A 20,261-nucleotide genomic window follows, 5' to 3' on the forward strand; every position below is an offset into this window, starting at 1 on the left:
GGCTCCTTAAAGTTGCTTATATTTTTGTTGCCATTGAAATATCAGTATTAGATACTTCTTTCTGGCGAGGATGTTTCATAAAAATTACAATAATCAAAATCACAAACGGGATGATGGCATAGAGTAGAAATGCGGAAGAAAAACTACCCATAGAATCTTTGATCATGCCTGCAACCAATGGTCCAAAACATGCTATGGTCGAGATCAGGTTCATCACCGAAAATAATTCCAGATAAGGTGCTCGCCCGTAGTAATTGGTCAATAATATGCTGGTTGATAAGAAAGTCATGCCATAGCCCACACCAATTCCCACTGTAAATAGCATCAGCATCAACCATGAGTTGGCAAAACTAATCGCAATCATGCCAATTAAAATTGTAGTCAAACTAATGATGAGCAATTTTTTAGGCTCAATAAATTCGCCTAAAATCCCGCCACCTACCCGAGAAAATGCGTTAATAAATGCTTGCGCACTTAAAAGGCTTGCAGCAACTGCCGCAGCAAATCCATGATCTGTAATATGTGCCACTGCAAAGCTATTTACAGTAATTCCGCAAAGTAGGAATGAAGTATAGGCGGCAGCAATCACATAAAACTGCCATGTTTTTAATGCACCTGAGGCAGTCCATATTTGTTCTGAGCGGTAAATATTACTTTTGCTATCATCGTTTTTTAGTGACGAAATCAAGTCAGCATGTTGTTTCTCCGCGTGGTTTTCTTTAATCACAAACATGCTGACAATCAAAGTAAGTAGTAATGCAATACCGCAGATTGCCCAATGCATACGCCAGTCGTGCCAGACATTGATGGAAAGAAAATAAATCGCCGGTCCAATTACACCGCCTAAGCCGCCCACAGTAAAATAGATCCCAAAGATCAAGGATTGTTTTTCAAATAATCGACTAAGTACAAAAGTCCCAGGTACGGTTGCAACGAAGCTAAAACCTATACCCAGTAAAGTCGTGCCGATGAAATACCCTGTAATTGTTTCTACAAGATATAAACTCGTAAACCCAGCCACCAAAATCACCATGCCCAATAGTAATGTGATTCTTACACCAAATTTTCTAATCGTGTGTGCAGGCACATAACTTGATAAACCACAAGCCAGACCCAATAAGGTGAAACCAAATCCGGCACTGGTCCAGCTCCATCCCAACTCTTCAATCATACTGGGCAGTACAACACCTAATGACGTAAAGGTCGCAGCTGTAATCAGAAAAAATAACAAACTAAAAAGGACTAAAACTGACCAACAATACGCTTTACTTAACGGTTTTTGCGCTACATTTTCCATAAGGAACTCCTAAAAGTGAATTGAAATCAAATGTACGAATTACCATTTTGAATAAGAAAAGCTATATCGAACCATTAATCCATAGTTAGATTGATTCGTTCTAAAATATGGAGAGTCTTCAATTTTGTATTTATTCTTGGTCGGATTAATCACAGCACCAACCCAGAGATGCCCAGGCTTATTTCCCAAAGCTTTACCCAAGTCATAATGAATCTCAGGCTTAAAATCGATCATAGTCGGATTATCACCTTTACCAAAAGTTTGGTCATAAGTTCCAACAATCCGAAAGTCACCAATTTTGGTACTGAATGGATAGCCATAATCAATATGTAAACGTTGGTCATCCCATCCCTTTCCAGGATTATGTTCAAAATAATAAATTGTTCTTAACCACATAAACCCCGGGACATTCCAATCCAATGCAATCCCAGGCATATAGGTAAAGTCATAGCCTTTAGTTTTAGACACCCATAATGCTGCTGAAGCATCTTTAAATATGCCTTTAGAGATGTCTTTGTTTATATTTTTGCCTAAGCTCAATCGAGGCACAAACTTATAATAGTAAGTGCTATCGTCACCTTGATAATCACTTTCTAAAGAATTTTGCCAAATACCATAAACATACATATCGCCAAAACTATAGTCTCCCCAAGCTTCAACAACTGGCGAAATCGTTCTTTCAGGATCTATCCTGTTCTTGTCAAACACATATAGGCTTGTATCCAAAGACTGAAAGTTAACAATATCTTGTGCTTGTACTTTTGAAGCACCCAAGCATAATAGAGAGATACTTAATAATGATTTAGTCGTCGCTAAATGCTGCTTAAGTATGGTTTTGGTTTGGTTTATGATTAACTGTTGAACCATATTTGTGCTCCAAAAACATCATGAATTTAACTGTTACTTGCAATGAGCATGCAAACCTTTCCAACAATGACCCGATCTCTAATTTGAATAAAAAAGCATAAGATCTGCATCGTTGATAAATAGATACTAAGCAACACTGGACTTTAGACGTTTGTAGAAATGCGCATATCAATTTGTCAAAATAATCAGATATTTCATTTTTCTGTTTAATAAATTGATTTTTATTAACTTTGTTGAATTCTTTGTTAGCATGGATATTGCATAAACATTCATATCTTAATGGTCATTGCAAATTCGACATACAAATGACAGAGAAGTATCGATGAGTTATATGGACTGCATGTCGCGAGTAAAAATACCCATAATGCTGTGTTTAGCCCTATTTAAATATCTAAACATATTGTTTTGGGTGTCTTTAATTTTATTTATTATTTTAAGATTAATGCCTCTGGATCCATCAGGCATGCTCATCCCTCCTACAGCAACGCCCCAGGATGTCGCAATAATTCGCCACAATTTAGGACTTGATCAGCCTATTTGGGTGCAATATAAAATCTGGATCATCAACTTACTCTCTGGTGACTTTGGCGTCTCAATTCAAACAGGTGAACCAGTTATTCAAAGCCTAAAAAACGCCATTCCCATTACTTCACTGCTTGTTTTTTGTGCAATTATAATTGGCATATGCTTGGGTTTGGTGCTTACTTTATTTGCATTTTATTTTCAGAACACATGGATTAGCCGTAGTATTGAAGTGTTCAATAATATGACTTTATCTATTCCTGAGTTCCTTTGGTCAATTTTATTAATCTTTATCTTTGGGCTGATATTAAATTGGTTACCATTTTTTGGCTTAATTGACCCAAGTATACAACTACACCCCTTATCCGATAACTTACTCATCAACATCTTGTTAAATCATGATTTAAGCGTTTTAAGCAATCTGATTACTCATCTTTTTATGCCAATTATGGTATTGGCAATGAGTATTCTGCCGATGATTGTCAAAACATTATACGTACAGCTCCAACTTGTTTATCAACAGGATTTTATTAAATTTGCTCAATTAAGAGGACATCCGAAACGCTACATTTTACTACGCCATGCTTTGCCTAATGCAATTTATCCAACGATTGCACTGATTGCAGTGCAAGCCAGTATGCTTGTTGGAGGAACCTTATTGGTGGAAACAATTTTTGGATTGCCGGGCTTGGGGGCATTAATGCTAAAAGGCATTACCAATCAGGATTTGCCGATTATTCAATCTGTTGCATTATGTTATGGCATAGCTGTGTTGTTCATCAACATTGTCATAAAATTCATTTCCTTACATTTTGAGTCACACTAAATGGAGGACTTAAAGTGAAAAGATATGGCACATTATTAAGTTTACAACATCGGCGTACTAAAGTGGGTCTTTGCCTATGGTCGTTGATTATTCTGCTTGCGATTTTAGCCCCAATGATTAGCCCACATGATCCCAACCAACAGGATTTACAGCACGCTTTATTGCCACCTGTATGGTTCGAACAGGGTCAATGGTCATATCTTCTCGGCACAAATATTTTAGGGCAATGCCAGCTTTCACAACTGCTATATGGTTTTCAGGTTGCGGTGATTGTAGCGATAGCAGCCGCTATACTTACCGCATTAATTGGTTGTTTTTTGGGAATCTGTGCGGGTTATTTTGAGCATCTATTTGAAAGAATAATTACATCTGTGGTTGAAATGTGGATGACCTTCCCAGCGGTAGTGCTTGCATTACTGATTATGGTGGCATTATCACCTGGACTCACCAATATTATTATTGCGATTGTTCTAGTGGACTGGACACGATTTTGCAAAGTCATCTTAAATGAAACTAAGCAACTCAAACAGCGTGAATTTATCGCAGCAGCAAGAATCGCTGGTGCCTCCCACCTTCATGTTATTGTTAAAGATATTTTACCCAATTTAATACCGAGCATTGTGGTGCTGATTTCAATTGAGCTGAGTATTGCAGTCGTTGTGGAAAGTACGCTTGCCTTTGTGGGTATTTCAGTACAACCTGAAATGCCCTCTTGGGGAGGAATGATCGCTGCTGGTCTTGAATCTGTCTTTACTGCCCCTTGGCTAGTTCTTCCCCCAATGCTATGCATTATTTTTGTGGTTTTCGTGTCAACATTGCTCAGTGATGGTTTAAACCAACAGAAAATCAACGGTCAAATGCTTGGGAATAAATCATGAATATGAATAAATCAAGTTTAACCTTATCTTATCAAATGCCAGAGGTGGATTGTCTTCAACCTATCATTGAAGTCAGCCATTTATCCATTGATTTACATGATCAAAACGTCAATATTGCCATTTTAAAAGATATTAATTTCACATTATTATCCGGTAAAAGTCTAGGCTTGGTTGGAGAGTCTGGCGCAGGAAAAAGTATTCTATTAAAAAGTCTTGTTCAACAGCTTCCCAAATATTTCAAACAATCCAACGGAAAAGTAGCATTATTAGGTCAGGCGATTGATACATTTGAGCAGAACTATCTAGGACGAGAAGTCACATTTATTCCACAGGATCCAATGACTGCTCTTAATCCCAAATTAACTGTACGCCGACATTTACAGGAACAACTTGAACTGACCAATATTCCACATCATGATTTTTCAAGATTGATTGCATCAATTTTACAGGAAGTCAATTTATCATTAGAAATTTTAGATCAGTTGCCTACTCAGCTTTCTGGTGGGATGTGTCAACGCGTTATGATCGCTTTGGCTTTTATTACACGCCCCAAGTTGGTGATCTGTGATGAAGTAACAACAGCACTGGATCATGAGAATTGTCAAAAAGTGGTTCAATTAATTCAAAAAATGCAACACATGCATCAAACCAGCATTATTTTTGTAACCCATGATTTACCTTTAGCTGCGGAAATTTGTCATGATATTATCGTACTATATGCTGGAGAAGTCATCGAACACGCTGCCGCAGAAACACTATTTACTCAGCCATCACATCCTTATACCGAAGCATTATTAAGAGCCCGTCCACAGTTTAAACGGGAATGGCAAATGCTACATCCACTCTCGGGACATATGCCCTCACCACTCGATTTATTAGATATAGCAGGATGTCGATTCTATGATCGCTGTCCCTATCATAAAGAAACAATATGCTCAAATCATGCAATAAAATTAAAAAATTTAGCTCATGATCATAATCCACATTTATCTCGTTGTGTTGTGGATATTGAGTTGACACAAAAAAATGAAGTAAGCTCTTCTACATTAGCAGAAAATGATGTATTTACCCAATTAGGCACGGCAACACCATTTTTTATTGTTGAAAATCTACATAAAAGCTATTACTACAAAAAATGGTTTAGACAAATAAAACAGGAGGTATTACACGATATCAGCTTTTCGATTGTACCAGGTGAGTTTGTCGGTATTATTGGTGAAAGTGGGAGTGGCAAATCCACACTAGCAAAAGTTTTGATGGGTCTGGAAAATTTTGATCGGGGTCAAATTCGTTTAAATCAACAATTACTCCATAATAAGCAGCAAGGCTGGTCAACAATAATCCAATCCCTACAAATGATTTTTCAAAATAATTACCATGCACTTAATCCAACCTACACTGTAAAAGAGATTCTGACACAAAACATGGAATACCGCCTCCATCTATATAAAGATCGGGATAGGATTGCCAAAGAACTCCTTCAGGCAGTCGATTTATCAGAAAATTTACTCGATCGTTATCCACAACAACTTTCCGGTGGACAACGGCAAAGGATTAATATTGGCAGAGCTTTATGCAATGCACCACAATTACTGATTGCAGATGAAATTGTGTCCGGTCTTGATGTTTCAGTCCAAGCCAAAATTCTCAACCTTCTTTTAGAATTAAGACATCAATATAAAATCGCTTTACTACTCATCTCGCATGATCTAAATGTGGTGAATTATTTATGTAGTAAAGTCATCGTGATGCAAAAAGGTCATATCGTAGAACAAGGCCCAACAAAAACCGTTTTTTTTAATCCCCAACATCCCTACACACGATCTTTAGTGCAGCAATTCAATGCTGACAACATGCGTTATCAGGAGGCATGATCATGTCTTTAACACGTCGAGAATTTTTGGGATTAAGTGCCATATTACTGTCAGGCGCTTCTTTAGGCTTAATCAAATCCAAACCGCCCCATAGGAATATCAATAAAAATATTTTAAACATTGCCTATCCAACAGATATTGCAGGCTGGGAACCCAGTCAGGCAACGCCTTTACAATCAAGTATTCTCAAGTGTGTATTTGATCAACCATTAGAGCTCGATAAAAACTTAAATCTGACACCGAGTATTGTGACTGATTATCAATGGCTTGATCGACATGGACAACGTTTAAAATTGCATTTTAGAAATAACATCCGTTTTCAAAATGGAGATTTATTCACAGCTTTGGATTTTAAGTTTTCATTCTTTGATCGGGTAAAACTTTTGCCAAATACCCTGTTGGCAGGGATCTGGGGTGCAATCGATAAAATAGAATTACCGGATTTATATACTGCTGTTGTACATTTCCAATACCCCATGGTCAACGCCATCTCAATGTTGGCAGATATTCCTGCATATATTTTACCGCATCAGTATTATCTAAAAGTAGGAGAAAAACAATTTAGGCGTAAGCCCATTGGTTCTGGCCCATTCCAGTTGGTAGAATATCAACCGGAACAACGTATTGTATTAGAAGCCAATCCAGTCTATTGGCAGAGTAAACCGTATTTTTCGCAATTAAATATTTTAATTGTCAAAGATCATATTTCTAGAGCCGTCATGCTTGAGTCAGGACAGGTTGATTTAAGTTTAAATTTTTCTAGTTATACTGCCCATAAACTTGGAGAGACACCTGCGCTTGATGCAAAATTCCAACCAACAACAGGGATCATGTTATTGCAGTTGGTCAATCAAGGAATTTTAAAAGATAAAAGCGTTCGTCTTGCCTTACACTACGCCATCAATAAGCCTTTACTTTCACAAGCGCTTTATCAAGGCCACGCAAACCCAATATATACACCTGCTGGCGTTGGCATGCCGGCATATGATGAAAATTTTAGCCTGTTATATAATCCTGCATATGCCAAACAATTGCTGCGAGCATCGGGTATTGATTTTAACAAACAGCAACCACTCAATATTTATACAACCAAAGGAATTCTGCCTAATGATTTGGAATTGGTGAAAGCAATTGCGCAGATGTGGAACAATATCGGGATTAAAACCAAAATTAATGTCATGACCCAAACCATGATCACTGCATACCAAAACGGACATAAGTTTGACGGCCCTGTATTATATGGCTGGAATCCAGCTACAGGAGATCCATCAACTTATTCAGGTTTTTTAATGAACCCTAATATTACATTTAGTCTATGGCAAAGTGATGACATAAAAACCCATATCTCCCCTGCACTGGCTGCATTAGATATGCCATCACGTATTCAGGCATTTAAAAAATTTGATCGTTGGCAAGTAAGCCAAGGATATTCCATTCCATTGTTTCAAAATTTTAGTGCGATTGTGTCACGTAATTCACTGAATATTCCCGAAACTGCAAATGGCATACTGGATATGAAATTGATCAAGAGAGTATAATTTGAATACAATTTAATATTACACATTCAAACTCATCCAGCCACCACTACACCTTGCGCAATTAATGGCGCCAAATTACTTTCCAATTGGGCAGATAAACCCAGTTCTTTAAATAAATTATCTAATGCTGTTTTTTCTTCGACAGTCATACTTTATCAAAATCCGCTACTTTCATTCTCTCAATCGCTCTATCTGAAAGTGCTTTACGAATTATCGTTTGTTGATCAATTGAGCTAAATCTTTTAATTATTTACAGATCAATTCAATTATTTGCTATTCTTTCAGCATGTTTATTTTTGATTCTTGATCAAGAAACGCATCATCATTTAAACTCAAAACTTTATGTTTTTTACTTTTATAGAAAAACATATAGATTTAAATTTCGCTCCACTTTTTAATGGATAGTCTATCTATGAATAAAGGCTTGAACATGCTTAAAAATAAAGGATTTAAATAGAATGAGTACGAATAATAACAAGCCAGACTTATCCTCCCACACGCCTATGATGCGGCAATTCCTTGAAGTTAAAGCAGAATATCCCCATGCTTTGCTATTTTACCGTATGGGCGATTTTTACGAATTATTTTTTGAAGATGCCCGTCGTGCAGTTAAAATTTTAGGCATCACCCTGACTCATCGTGGTAAATCTGATGGTCAACCGATTCCCATGGCTGGCGTACCATATCACTCTGCCGAAGGTTATCTGGCACGTCTGGTTAAAGCTGGACAAACCGTTGCAATTTGTGAGCAAGTGGGTGAGGTTACCGGTAAAGGTCCTGTTGAGCGCAAAGTAGTACGTATTTTAACCCCGGGAACTTTAACCGATGATGCCCTATTAAGCAGCACCCAAAATATCAATCTGGTTGCATTATCAATTAAACAAAATCAGATGGGTATTGCCATTCTGGATTTGAGCGCAGGTCTTTTTCGGGTACAACAGCAGGATTTTAAGCCTGATCAAATCGGACTGGAAATGGCGCGTATTGCACCGAATGAATTGATTATTGATGAAGATTTGGTTGATAAAAATATTATCGATTTTATTAAACAGAGTATCGACTGCCCGATTACCACCCGTCCAAATGTAGATTTTAATCTTAAAAATGCCTATAAAACCTTATGTGATCAATTTGCGGTAAAGTCTTTGGCCGGCTTTGGATTAGATGGTCTGGAGCTAGCACAAGCATCTGCGGCAGCACTCATTCATTATGCCAAAGAAACGCAAAAATCAGCTTTACCTCATCTCACCAGTATTAAAGTTGAACAGCCTGAACAATTCATTGCACTGGATCCAACCACCCGACGTAATCTGGAAATTATTGAACCATTATTTGAACATGGCACCTCCCTCTTTCATTTGGTGAATGATTGTAAAACTGCTATGGGGGCACGGCTTTTGGCACGTCATTTGACCCAGCCAATCCGAGATACAGCACAACTAGAATTACGTCTAAATGCAGTACACACCTTATTAAGAGGATTCCATGAAGAACCATTACGTCTGGTATTAAAAGAAATTGGCGACATTGAACGTGTATTATCTCGGATTGCTTTAGGCACTGCTCGTCCCCGCGATCTGGTTCAATTACGTCAATCCTGTGGCCAGCTTCCATTTGTCCATCATGCGTTAAAACCAGCCTTGCAACATGATCAAGCCTTGCAACGTATTGCACAGGAGTTGGGACAGTTCGATCATATTTATGAGCGTCTGGCCGCTGCTATCGTCGAAATGCCACCTGTACTACTACGAGAAGGTGGTGTGATTGCTGAAGGTTTTGATCATGAACTTGATGAACTGCGTAAAATTCGTGATCATGCCGGACAATATCTGGTTGATTTGGAAACAAGGGAACGTGAAACGACAGGCATTAATACCTTAAAAATTGGCTACAATCGTGTCAGTGGTTATTATATTGAACTGACTCGGGCACAAGCAGCTCAGGCACCGGCACATTTTATTCGCCGTCAAACCCTTAAAAATGCAGAACGTTATATCACGCCCGAATTAAAAGAATTTGAGGATAAAGTTTTATCCAGTGAATCACGCGCTTTGAACCGTGAAAAAGCACTGTATGAATTACTTTTACAGGAATTACGCGAAGAAATTCTGTCCTTGCAAATCATGAGTCGAGCAATTGCTGAGTTAGATGTGTATGCCAACTGGGCAGCACAAGCAAGATTGCGGCATTGGAATCGACCAGAATTTCAACTTGAGGCGGGTATTCATATTCAGGCTGGGCGCCATCCTGTGGTTGAAGCATTAATTAAAACGCCGTATGCGCAAAATGATACTCAACTGGATGCACAGCACCGTTTGGCGATTATTACCGGTCCCAACATGGGTGGCAAATCAACCTATATGCGCCAAACTGCATTAATAGTACTACTGGCACATTGCGGTAGCTTTGTACCCGCTCAAATCACCAAAATGAGTAGCATAGACCGAATATTTACCCGAATTGGTTCGGCTGATGATTTATCTTCCGGAAAATCCACTTTTATGGTTGAAATGACGGAAACTGCACAAATCCTGCATCATGCCACCAATCAATCTTTGGTATTGATGGATGAAGTTGGTCGAGGCACCAGCACCTATGATGGCTTGTCTTTGGCATGGGCATGTGTGCTGGATTTGGCCAAACGCATTAAATGTTTATGTATGTTTGCAACTCATTATTTTGAACTCACCGAGCTTGGTTCGGAAAGTGGCATTGATAATTATCATGTTGTTGCAAAAGAAATTAATGGGCAATTGATTCTTTTACATAAAGTACAAAAAGGTCCGGCCAGCCAAAGTCATGGTTTGCAAGTCGCCAAACTGGCAGGTATTCCACAAAATGTGATTAAGACCGCGCAAAAAAAATTATCGCAATTGGAACATCAACAGCAATTGTTACCTCAACATCCACAAGCAGATTTATTTAGTCAAATTGCCGATGATGTGGTGAATGAGCCGATTGTAGAATATGTTGAAATTGCTGCAACCTCAAAGGTTGAAGAAGAGTTAAAAGGTCTGGATATCGACAATTTAACCCCTCGGCAAGCACTTGATGCATTATACCAACTTAAACAGCAGCTTAATTGAGCTGCTGGTGTTAAAACAATAAGGTTATGGAGATTCAATTTTCTTCTTGTCTCTGATCAAATTCCTCAGAAAAATCATGAAGTCGTCTATTCACAGCAAGCCAAGAAATATATGAACCATTTAAAAATCGTGAGCTAACTCTTCCGCACCCTTTTCTATCCCTACTTTTGCGGCTTTTAAGGCACCAAAACTGGCGCCAATATTGTAAGAATTGGGATACTGTTTCACCACTTTTGCTTCAATTAACTGTTGGTTTTTTGCATCATAGATTTCAACGACATACATTACAGCCCCCATAAAAGCACCTTCTTTTCCTCTAATACTTTGTACACCATTATATAGTGAGCCTCCTAAATCAAATTTAGTCATAGGACCCAAAAAAGTATTTGTTTTAGTTGCACCTGTTAAAACTAATTTAATGACTAAAGTTTTGGGCTGAAGTGTAGAAACCATCTGAAAACGATTTGATAATGCTTCTTCAAATTTTTGTTGCATATACTGAGCAAGTTCTTGTTGTTGTTGCTTGTCCAAGTCAGTAAATTGATGATCTTGTCCTTGATAAATTTCTACAGGAACAATAATGGCTCGGTTATAAGATTTCCAGTTTACTTCCGTTTTATAGACGTAAGGCTCTTTATATTCTTTTTTATTATGATTTTCTTTTAAATATGGAGATGATGCAAGATGGCGATATGCTATAGGTTTCGTTGTAGCACATGCTGTTAATAAGCCTGTAAGCATACATACCAGTAAATTCTGATTAAATTTTTTCATATCTCACCACCTTATCTCATAAAAGATTAAAAAATGCTTTGCTTTACCCATCAAACCATTTCATTACATTAGCACTTAATAAAAAAACCGTCTAGTCTGTTTTTATAAAATAAGTTTAATTTTTTGCTTAACATTGAGTGCTTCAAGATGCATTTATTGAATCAGGAGAATTTATCCTTAAATAAGGATTGTCTAATTAAATCTTATTATGCTTAAGTGCCTGCCACTGTTTATTATCTTTTAAACGTTCAAATAATTTCTGACTTTCTTTTTCCGAAAGAATATTCCCTCCCAATAGAGAAAAAATTGCTAAGCCTCTTGCTGCCATCCATCTCAAGATTGCCAATTCTGGATCTTCAGCCTCAGCTTTAATGGACTGAATAACTTCAGAATCTCTCTGCAACGTGGGTAAAAGAAGCATTGGGTTTTCCATTAATGCACCCAAAATTGCAAAAGCAATCGGATCAGGCTTACTATATATTTCATATAAAGTTGAAATTTGAGCAATCAAATTGGCTTCTGCATGATCCCGACCAAGCGCTTTAAGATGCTGCTGATGTTGAGCACCAAAATACGTTATTTGGTGCTCTAATAAAGCTTTGATAATTTCTTCTTTATTTTTAAAGTGATGGGTCAACCTTCCCTTGCTAATTCCACTTTCTTTTGCGATCGCATCTAAAGTGAGTCTAGCTGCACCATCACGTGCAATAATCGTTAATGCTGACTGGATAATCAGATTACGAGATTGTTCAGAACGAAAACTATTTTTCATTTATTTAGATCAGCATACCAAAAGTTCAAAATTAGAAATATTCCATTATTTTCAATGCAGAGTATATAGGATTTATGAAGCAAACAAAAATTTATAAGTGATGAACTGTAAATGTAAAATTTAAATCAGAGCAGCTGAGACGGTTAAAGATTAGCAAATGTACATTGTTTACCTAGGGCCAGTAAATGCTTCTACCCCTCTTGATTTCTTGATTAATGCTATAATTTAAATTGCCTTAAATAAGAAATGGCAATGGAAAAATTATATAAACTGCTCAAAATATGCATTTATAACCTATAATTGATATAAGACCAATCTCAACTTTTATATAAAACTGAATTTACTTATAAGTTTTTAATAAATCTATCTTTTAGCAATTTTTGTCGTCTACGCCAACAAAAAATTGCATGAGATGAGGTGTACGTCGCAAGGGCAAAGCCCCCCCCAAAAGCCGTCCTCGCCAAACTACTGAAGGTGAGTCGCACTGCGATGCAAGGGCAAGTTAATTTTTTGAAGAAAACGAAAACTTATACATATTCCTCTAATTGATTGAGCACATTTCTTGAATAATAAATGATAAATTAAAGTTGCATTTGGCGTTCATATCGTAAATTTTATTGTGTCTTGATTTCTTTTTGTGGCTATAAATGAAGGGTAGAGATCCAGTCTGCACCTATACGTTGCACTACATGAGATATATCATCGCGCTTACATAATGCTTCATAGCGCATTTTTGCTAATTCAACAGTGTCAACACAAATTAAGCCTCTCTCTCTTCTCTTATCCTGTTCAGCTATTATCCATAGATTAAACGCATCTAAAGGCTTCCCCTTCAAATGGGGCTCACCGTAAATACTGAATAAACCTAAGTGCAAATATTTACGATGAATTTTCCAAACAATCTGTTTTGAAATATGCATGCTTTCAGATATTTCAGAAGTGGTTTTTCCTAATGAATATTGATGTAGAATCAATAGTCGTATTTTTGCTCGTAGACTTTCCTCCTGCGTAGACAGTTTCTCAAAATTATACGCAGTAATTTCATATTTGCAGATTTTTTCACTCATTTTCGTTATTTAGCCTATGCAAATACCAATATACAATTTGATTTCAAAATATGCTTTTGACTATGATGGATTTATACTAGACCGATAGTCATTTAGAATAAATAAACCAAATACAAGTACCAACAAACCTTTTAGTGAGATTACACATGAGAAAATCAAATCACTATTATAATGTTTGAAAATGAGCAAAATTGTCTGAAGCCGTTTCACCAAATAATTCTGCCCCAAAGATTGCAGGGTAAGGTTTCCATTGGCGTATAGAAACCCCACCAGCACCGTTACTTAATGCTTTGACCCGACCATCTTTATATTTAAACTGACCTGCAACCTCACTCCAATTTAATGTTGCCACTGGATTATCTGGGACATGACCGGTTACCCCCCATACTGTTGCACCTACAACTTTGGCACTAAATGTTAAAACACCCGCTTCAGTTTCTATATTTACCACATAAACTGTGGGAATAAATGCCCCAAGTTGAGGAAGATACGCCCATTGCTGATGTTCAATTTTAAATGTGCCAGTAGAATAATATTGATTTTCTTCAACCAGATTGATTGAGAAGTCCTTATTACCTAAACGCATTTCATATAAACTGCCAAATACTTCATCAAAATGAAACCACCCCCAATCTTCCCAGCCACCAATTTCTGCTGCTGACGAATCTACAGCAATATAACGCTCACGAATTCCTTTTCCTTTAAAGTGAATTTCTTTTCCCTGAATAGTAAATTTACCTTGAACTTTTCCAGACCAATTATAGCCATACGCAATACTATGAGATGTAAGATAGGAGGGTTTCTCTTTACCATACCATGTCGGAAAACCTACACCTGCATGAATAAATTCCGCTTTAAAATCCTGAGCAGGATAACTAAAAGAATAATGCCAAGTATGATCAGATTTACAAATCACTTTAAAATGTTCTGAAACTGTTATATGAACCTCATCTGTATACCGAATAATTTGCAATGTACCTTCTGGAAAAACCTGCTGACCAGTCAGATTTACAGGAGGAAAGATTGCAATTTGATAAATTGAATGTGGTGATTGACGAACTTGTCCCGTGTCCCAGCATAATTCAAAATGCCACATGTCACGATGCTCCGCAGCAAGTGAAAGCGGTGAACAACCAAACCAATATGTTTTACCATCATCACCAGTTGCAACAAAAGAACATAACCAATCCAGAAAAGCCGCCTCTTTGGCATCCTCAGGAATACCATGACCTTCAATATCAAGCGTTACTTCTGGATTTTCTACAATCTTGGATAAAGGTTTCATATCTTTTTACATAATTATTTAGAATATCTCATAATTTATAAGGGAATAACTATGTATGAAAGGTCATTTCTCCTATATGATTGGTCTAAAGTTCTCTATCTTTCAATGCAGATAAGAAAATGAATGACATCATTTTTCCATTTTCAAAACATGATCATTTTGAAGATTTAGTCATTAATTCTCTTGGGGAAGATTTCGCTCTTATTCAGTCAAGATTTCTCCCTGCAGAGTTTTTTAAAGTTTTCAGACCTGATTGCACGATAGCCATCATTTGTGAGCCTACTCGCCTCTGTGGTTCCATTGGTATAACTTCATTTGAACTATCTAGCCCCAGTTTAATCATTTTAATGCCAAATCAAATGGTAAAATTTGATCAATTCAATAATGATTGCACACTTTTTTTTATTTTTATGTCCAAAACATTTACTGATAATTTGAGTATTGAAAACCGTTTTTCCATCTTTCAAAATGTCCATTATCAGCCTTGTATTGAAATAAGTCAGGCTGAATTTTTAGCACTACTTGATTATTATCGAATGCTTAAGAAAACCATATTACATAAAGATCCTGAGATGAGTTTAAAAATTGCAAAACATTTAACCAGTGCATTCTATTATGGAATAGGTTATGAAATGCATATGCAAAGCAAAAATATTATTCATAACAAAAAGGAAATTGTTCTCGAAAAATTTATTGATTTAGTGCAAAAAAATTATAATCAACACAGACACTTAAATTTTTATGCTGAAAAATTAGGCATGAGCAGCAAATATTTATCAAAAATGATTAAGGATAATAGTGGTATTGCTGCAAGTGACTGGATTGATAACTATATTATTGCTGAAAGTAAAGTATTATTAAAATCTACGCCTATGTCAATACAACAAATCAGTGATAAAATGAACTTCCCATCTCAAACATTTTTTGGAAAATATTTTAAACGTCATACAAGTATGTCACCCAGTCAATATAGAAATCATTCTAGTGACTAAAAAAGAAAGACCTTATTAATGAATATATGCTTTAAATATTTAAATCTTACTCTTGCTTAAGACTCAACAAAATCCTTGTCAGAATTTTAATACGTGCTGTATATTTATCATCCGTTGCAATAATATGCCACGGTGCATAACTGGTACTCGTATAAAAAAACATATCAGAAGCAGCCTGAATATAGTCATCCCATTTTTCCCGATTACGCCAATCCTCAGCTGTAATTTTAAATTTTTTCTGAGGCGTATTCTCTCTCATTTCAAAACGCTTTAGTTGTTCTTCTTTAGAGATCATTAACCAAAATTTGATGATCACAGTATTATTATCGGTTAAAATTTTCTCAAATTGATTGATTTCTTTAAAAGAACTTTGCCAATCTTGAGCTTCAATCAGTTCTTCTACTCGTTCTACTAAAACACGACCATACCAGCTACGATCAAAAATATGAATGGCTGACTTTTTACTTAACTTATTATAAAATCGCCATAAATATGGATAATGCTTTTCATGATCCTCAGGCTTCGCAATACAATGAATATTGTATTCATAGGGACTAACATATTTGATAATCCGTTTAATAATTCCACCCTTACCTGCTGCATCTACCCCTTCAAATAACAGAATAATTTTTCTAGAATCATAACGTAAAACTTCTGCAATTTCTTTTTGCAATTTTTTTAATAGACATTGATAATGTTTTTTCTGCATTTTTTCTTGAGAAGAAAATAATAATTCTGGATATAATTCAGCAGATTGATAATCAAAAGATGATGATTTATGTTCTATCTCAATCGGTGCTTTTAATGCTTTTAAAATAATTTGTGAAAATTGATAGTTACGTAATTCTGGTTGCTCACTATTAATGACAATCCAATCAGCAGTAAATTTTTTTCGAATATGATCAATCTCCTTAAACAAATGCTTGTTGAGCCATTGGGTTGTGGGGAAATTATCCCATGCAAAATGGGGTACTTTATGTAAGACTTTAGTGATATTCAGATCATTCACAAATTCTTGACAATATTCCCAAGATATATCAAACCAGACTTTGATAATATCAATCCCATGATTTTTTAGATATTGCTCAAAATCAGAAATTTGTAATAACATACCAGAAAGCTGTTTTTCTGAATAATTTTGCTGGTTGGAAAATTGTGATGCTAATAAATCTGTATACCAATTGCCATAAAACAACATGATTTGCCCATAGCTAGGCAAATCTGCAATATACGGCAACCAGAATGGTTGATACTGATCATATTTTTGTGGAATATCGGCTTTAATATATAGATAACGTGGATCCATTAACTCTCTTAATTGATGAATCGCCTGCCCTTTTCCGGAAAACTCAACACCTCCTATCAGAACCAATAAAGCTCTGGCATTGGTTTTTCCCCGACTATTTTTTAGCGCATATTGTGCTTCTATTATATCCAGAGAAATTTTTTTTAAATCATTTTTTTTTGGTTTTAACATCGATATTTTTTCCTCTAGAGCTTGTCATGATATAAGACTTCTATCACTGTTGGATCCTCAGATTGATAAATTTCCGTCAAACTCTCGAACAATACATTTGAAAATTTATAGGTATGAGCAATTACTCGCTCTATCCAACGTTGGCATGACAGTAATTCAAGATTTTTAGCAGCACTTAACTGCTGTTTAACAGCATATTCCTGCAAATGATTTCTAGTTTCGACACGATGTACAGATGTCCATTTTTTTAAATGGCTTAGCTCCGTTCTTAAATCAGAAATATTTTCACGAGAACCAAACGTATTTATGTCATGAATATGATTTTCTAAAATATTTGAATAATCCAAGGCCAGTTGATACATGATAGGCTGCGTCCGAATTAATCTGATATTTTTAATCGTTTCCAGATCACTACGTAATACACGCAAGTAAACAGTGACCCTTAATAAAGTCAGATAACGTAATTTATCAAATTGTTTTTCAGGTACAATTATTTTTTCCAAAAAAGTATTTAAATGTTGAATGACATCATCAATTTGTCTCAATTTTAAGTGATTAGGCAGTAAATCATCACGAATTGCGTGATTAAAAATGGAAAAAATATTAAATAAAGTAATATAAATCACCCGCTCTGCTGCCTGAAGAGCAGTCGTTGAGTGTTCTAGACTTGCATCTGATAAATACTTTAGAACTGAAGGCGATGTATCGGGCAATACTTTTACAATATGGCATTCTATTTTTGTTAAATTAGGCATCATCAGTAATGCGCCAAATACGCTAAAGGCGGTGTGAAAAGCGGCAAGGACAATCACGGCATCTAAAGAACCCATCCAGGTATACTGATACCCCCAGATAAATAAAGGCACGAGCACAAAAAAAGCAGCAATTGCACTGACTATATTAAAAATAACATTTACGGCAACCGTACGTTTAACTTCGACTGATGCACCAATTACCGACAACACAGTAATACTCACGGCACCCACATTTTGTCCGATAACTAAATACATTGCCTGTGATAAATCAATGGTTCCCGTTGCCACAGCAGCTAATGTTGCAGTGACTGTGGCACTTGACGATTGAAGAATAACGGCCAAAATGATGCCAATCAATACCAGTAATAATTTCGACCATAGGTTCCGATAACCAAGAAAAGACAAATCTATATTCTGTGAAAAATCGGACATTGCCGTTTGCAGGATATCAATACCAAAAAACAATAAACCAAAACCAGCAATCACGAAACCGAATAAAGCTGCTTTTCCCTTCAACAATAAACGCATGATTGCGCCTAACCCAATTAATGGTAAGGCAAACATCGCAAGAGAAAACTTAACACCAAGTAAAGCAACTATCCAGCCGGTACTGGTGGTACCAATATTTGCACCAATTACCACACCTATCGCTTGTGCAAAGTTCAATGCACCAGCACTGACAAAACCAATTGTCGTCACAATAGTTGCGGTCGAAGACTGTACCAATAGTGTTAAACCCATACCAGACAACATCGCTTTAAATGGTGTACTGGTAAATTTGGTCAGCCATTGCCTTAAAGTATCACCTGCAATGTTTTTCAAATTGTCTGTCATTAATGTCATGCCGATTAAAAATAATCCGATGCCACCACATAGTTGTGCAATGCTCTGAAACATTTTTATCCCACTTCCTTCTTTTATAGGAGGACAAATTTCTACATCAAAAAATCTCCGCCATATCCATTATTAAGGAATAATTTTAAATCAACACCTTGAACAAAATTAAAACATCTTGAATGACTAATCCAGACAGCATTAAATCAATGAATGCTAGGTTATGAAATAAATAGCATTCATTATCGTTCTTAGCCCTAACTATTTTTTCATAGATATTCAAAATCACGCCATGGTATGAATCGTCTCTTTAAATCGTTTGAAAGAAAAATAGAAAAATACCATACCGATTAATATCATGAATAAAAAAGGCTTCCACACAACGTCTATACCCGCCCCTCTAAACAAAATCGCTTGTCCAATATCAACAAAATGTGTAGTCGGTGCAAAGAACATAATATTTTGTACCATGTCCGGCATATTTTCTCTGGGCGTAGTTCCTCCAGATAACATTTGTAATGGCATTAAAATCAAAACAATTAATAATCCAAACTGCGGCATGGATTTGGCCACAGTGGCCAAAAAAATTCCCATAGACGTTGTCGCAAATAATGATAATGCTGCACCACAAATAAACAAGGCAACTGATCCCTGCACAGGAATATCCAATATTCCCATGACCACAAAATATAAAGATGCAGAAGATGCAACGAGTACCACCAACCCCATCGACCAGATTTTGGCCAGCATAATTTCAAAAACCGTTACAGGCATCACCAATAGATGCTCAACCGTACCATGTTCCCGTTCACGAATCAGTGCCGCCCCCGTCAGGATAATCGATAACATGGTGACGTTATTGACAATCTGCATCAACGAACCAAACCATTTTTTTTCTAAGGCCGGATTAAACTGTGCTCTCAGCTCAAGCTCAACAGGTAAGACACTGGTGGTTCGATAACCTGCAACAAATTCATTTACTTCCGACTGAATAATTTGTTGAATATAACCACTACCAGAAAATGCCTGTGTCATACGCGTTGCATCCACATTCAGTTGTAGTGCAGAACTCTTGCCAGCCAGCACATCTCGCTGAAAATTTGCAGGGATATTTAAGGCAAAGGTATACTGTCCTGCATCCATTCCTGTATCCATTTCATTAATATTAATCATTTCAGGCTGAGTAAAATAAGGCGGATAAAATGCAGACACAATACGCTGGGAAAGTGGTGACTGGTCTTCATCCACAATCGCAATCGGTGCATTATTCAAGGTTTCAGGTGTCGATGATGCAGACGAATAAACCGCAAACGTGAAAATAAAAATAATCAGAAACAACATGGCAGGATCCCGCCACAGACTCCAGAGTTCCTTAACGCCAAGTCTGTAAATATTTTCTAGTTTTTTCCAGAACATT

Annotated in this window: 15 protein-coding genes; 6 read left to right on the forward strand and 9 right to left on the reverse strand. The window is 36.6% G+C overall.

Annotation, left to right across the window (positions count from 1 at the left end; translation table 11 throughout):
- Positions 1–16: 16 nt before the first annotated feature.
- Both CRO21_RS14005 and CRO21_RS14010 read right to left on the reverse strand, forming a co-directional pair.
- Positions 17–1,297 (reverse strand): MFS transporter, encoded by a 1,281-nt coding sequence (locus CRO21_RS14005; protein WP_097079941.1) that lies wholly within the window; start codon positions 1,295–1,297, stop codon positions 17–19.
- Between the two features lie 39 nt (positions 1,298–1,336).
- The gene (locus tag CRO21_RS14010) at positions 1,337–2,164 is read right to left on the reverse strand and encodes a hypothetical protein (RefSeq protein WP_097079942.1); all 828 of its coding nucleotides are present in this window, start codon (positions 2,162–2,164) and stop codon (positions 1,337–1,339) included.
- A gap of 322 nt (positions 2,165–2,486) precedes the next feature.
- On the opposite strand from CRO21_RS14010, the gene CRO21_RS14015 reads away from it, so the two are divergent.
- The 5 genes from CRO21_RS14015 (at position 2,487) to mutS (ending at position 10,888) form a co-directional block, all read left to right on the forward strand.
- On the forward strand, positions 2,487–3,512 hold the full coding sequence (locus CRO21_RS14015; RefSeq protein WP_097079943.1) for an ABC transporter permease: 1,026 nt from the start codon (positions 2,487–2,489) through the stop codon (positions 3,510–3,512).
- A gap of 14 nt (positions 3,513–3,526) precedes the next feature.
- Positions 3,527–4,390: an ABC transporter permease gene (locus CRO21_RS14020; protein ID WP_097079944.1), complete on the forward strand. Its 864-nt coding sequence runs from the start codon at positions 3,527–3,529 to the stop codon at positions 4,388–4,390.
- Positions 4,387–6,264, forward strand: a complete 1,878-nt coding sequence (locus CRO21_RS14025; RefSeq protein ID WP_097079945.1) for an ABC transporter ATP-binding protein — start codon at positions 4,387–4,389, stop codon at positions 6,262–6,264. The genes CRO21_RS14020 and CRO21_RS14025 overlap by 4 nt, the downstream gene beginning before the upstream one ends.
- 2 nt (positions 6,265–6,266) lie before the next feature.
- Positions 6,267–7,802 carry an ABC transporter substrate-binding protein gene (locus CRO21_RS14030; protein WP_171294060.1) on the forward strand — a complete coding sequence of 512 codons (1,536 nt, stop codon included), beginning with the start codon at positions 6,267–6,269 and terminating at the stop codon, positions 7,800–7,802.
- A 458-nt stretch (positions 7,803–8,260) separates the two neighbouring features.
- The gene (mutS, locus tag CRO21_RS14035) at positions 8,261–10,888 is read left to right on the forward strand and encodes a DNA mismatch repair protein MutS (protein ID WP_097079947.1); all 2,628 of its coding nucleotides are present in this window, start codon (positions 8,261–8,263) and stop codon (positions 10,886–10,888) included.
- Positions 10,889–11,008: 120 nt separating this feature from the next.
- On the opposite strand, the gene CRO21_RS14040 is transcribed toward mutS, so the two are convergent.
- The 4 genes from CRO21_RS14040 to CRO21_RS14055 form a co-directional block, all read right to left on the reverse strand.
- Positions 11,009–11,662 (reverse strand): DUF3313 domain-containing protein, encoded by a 654-nt coding sequence (locus CRO21_RS14040; protein WP_097079948.1) that lies wholly within the window; start codon positions 11,660–11,662, stop codon positions 11,009–11,011.
- A 196-nt stretch (positions 11,663–11,858) separates the two neighbouring features.
- Entirely contained in the window at positions 11,859–12,434 is a 576-nt protein-coding gene (locus tag CRO21_RS14045) for a TetR/AcrR family transcriptional regulator (RefSeq protein WP_097079949.1), read from the reverse strand.
- 641 nt (positions 12,435–13,075) lie between these two features.
- A complete protein-coding gene (locus tag CRO21_RS14050) occupies positions 13,076–13,501 on the reverse strand; it encodes a helix-turn-helix domain-containing protein (RefSeq protein WP_097079950.1) in 426 nt (141 codons plus the stop codon).
- A gap of 166 nt (positions 13,502–13,667) precedes the next feature.
- A complete protein-coding gene (locus CRO21_RS14055; protein ID WP_097079951.1) occupies positions 13,668–14,786 on the reverse strand; it encodes a hypothetical protein in 1,119 nt (372 codons plus the stop codon).
- Positions 14,787–14,905: 119 nt separating this feature from the next.
- Between CRO21_RS14055 and CRO21_RS14060 the strand changes: the two genes are divergently transcribed.
- Positions 14,906–15,778 carry a helix-turn-helix domain-containing protein gene (locus tag CRO21_RS14060; protein ID WP_097079952.1) on the forward strand — a complete coding sequence of 291 codons (873 nt, stop codon included), beginning with the start codon at positions 14,906–14,908 and terminating at the stop codon, positions 15,776–15,778.
- A gap of 46 nt (positions 15,779–15,824) precedes the next feature.
- Here the strand turns inward: CRO21_RS14060 and CRO21_RS14065 are convergent, their stop codons facing one another.
- The 3 genes from CRO21_RS14065 to CRO21_RS14075 form a co-directional block, all read right to left on the reverse strand.
- Positions 15,825–17,255 (reverse strand): phosphate--AMP phosphotransferase, encoded by a 1,431-nt coding sequence (locus CRO21_RS14065; protein WP_097079953.1) that lies wholly within the window; start codon positions 17,253–17,255, stop codon positions 15,825–15,827.
- Between the two features lie 14 nt (positions 17,256–17,269).
- Positions 17,270–18,907 carry a Na/Pi cotransporter family protein gene (locus CRO21_RS14070; RefSeq protein WP_097079954.1) on the reverse strand — a complete coding sequence of 546 codons (1,638 nt, stop codon included), beginning with the start codon at positions 18,905–18,907 and terminating at the stop codon, positions 17,270–17,272.
- A 222-nt stretch (positions 18,908–19,129) separates the two neighbouring features.
- Positions 19,130–20,260, reverse strand: a complete 1,131-nt coding sequence (locus CRO21_RS14075; protein WP_097079955.1) for an ABC transporter permease — start codon at positions 20,258–20,260, stop codon at positions 19,130–19,132.
- Position 20,261: the final 1 nt, after the last annotated feature.

The sequence above is a fragment of the Acinetobacter puyangensis genome (assembly GCF_900096995.1).
Classification (GTDB): Bacteria; Pseudomonadota; Gammaproteobacteria; order Pseudomonadales; family Moraxellaceae; genus Acinetobacter; species Acinetobacter puyangensis.

Coding starts and splice junctions, on each gene's coding strand:
- CRO21_RS14065 (WP_097079953.1), bottom strand. CDS start 17,255: ATGTTAAAACCAAAAAAAAATGATTTAAAAAAAATTTCTCTGGATATA.
- CRO21_RS14075 (WP_097079955.1), bottom strand. CDS start 20,260: ATGTTCTGGAAAAAACTAGAAAATATTTACAGACTTGGCGTTAAGGAA.
- CRO21_RS14015 (WP_097079943.1), top strand. CDS start 2,487: ATGAGTTATATGGACTGCATGTCGCGAGTAAAAATACCCATAATGCTG.
- mutS (WP_097079947.1), top strand. CDS start 8,261: ATGAGTACGAATAATAACAAGCCAGACTTATCCTCCCACACGCCTATG.
- CRO21_RS14060 (WP_097079952.1), top strand. CDS start 14,906: ATGAATGACATCATTTTTCCATTTTCAAAACATGATCATTTTGAAGAT.
- CRO21_RS14045 (WP_097079949.1), bottom strand. CDS start 12,434: ATGAAAAATAGTTTTCGTTCTGAACAATCTCGTAATCTGATTATCCAG.
- CRO21_RS14040 (WP_097079948.1), bottom strand. CDS start 11,662: ATGAAAAAATTTAATCAGAATTTACTGGTATGTATGCTTACAGGCTTA.
- CRO21_RS14010 (WP_097079942.1), bottom strand. CDS start 2,164: ATGGTTCAACAGTTAATCATAAACCAAACCAAAACCATACTTAAGCAG.
- CRO21_RS14070 (WP_097079954.1), bottom strand. CDS start 18,907: ATGTTTCAGAGCATTGCACAACTATGTGGTGGCATCGGATTATTTTTA.
- CRO21_RS14050 (WP_097079950.1), bottom strand. CDS start 13,501: ATGAGTGAAAAAATCTGCAAATATGAAATTACTGCGTATAATTTTGAG.
- CRO21_RS14055 (WP_097079951.1), bottom strand. CDS start 14,786: ATGAAACCTTTATCCAAGATTGTAGAAAATCCAGAAGTAACGCTTGAT.
- CRO21_RS14005 (WP_097079941.1), bottom strand. CDS start 1,297: ATGGAAAATGTAGCGCAAAAACCGTTAAGTAAAGCGTATTGTTGGTCA.
- CRO21_RS14030 (WP_171294060.1), top strand. CDS start 6,267: ATGTCTTTAACACGTCGAGAATTTTTGGGATTAAGTGCCATATTACTG.
- CRO21_RS14025 (WP_097079945.1), top strand. CDS start 4,387: ATGAATATGAATAAATCAAGTTTAACCTTATCTTATCAAATGCCAGAG.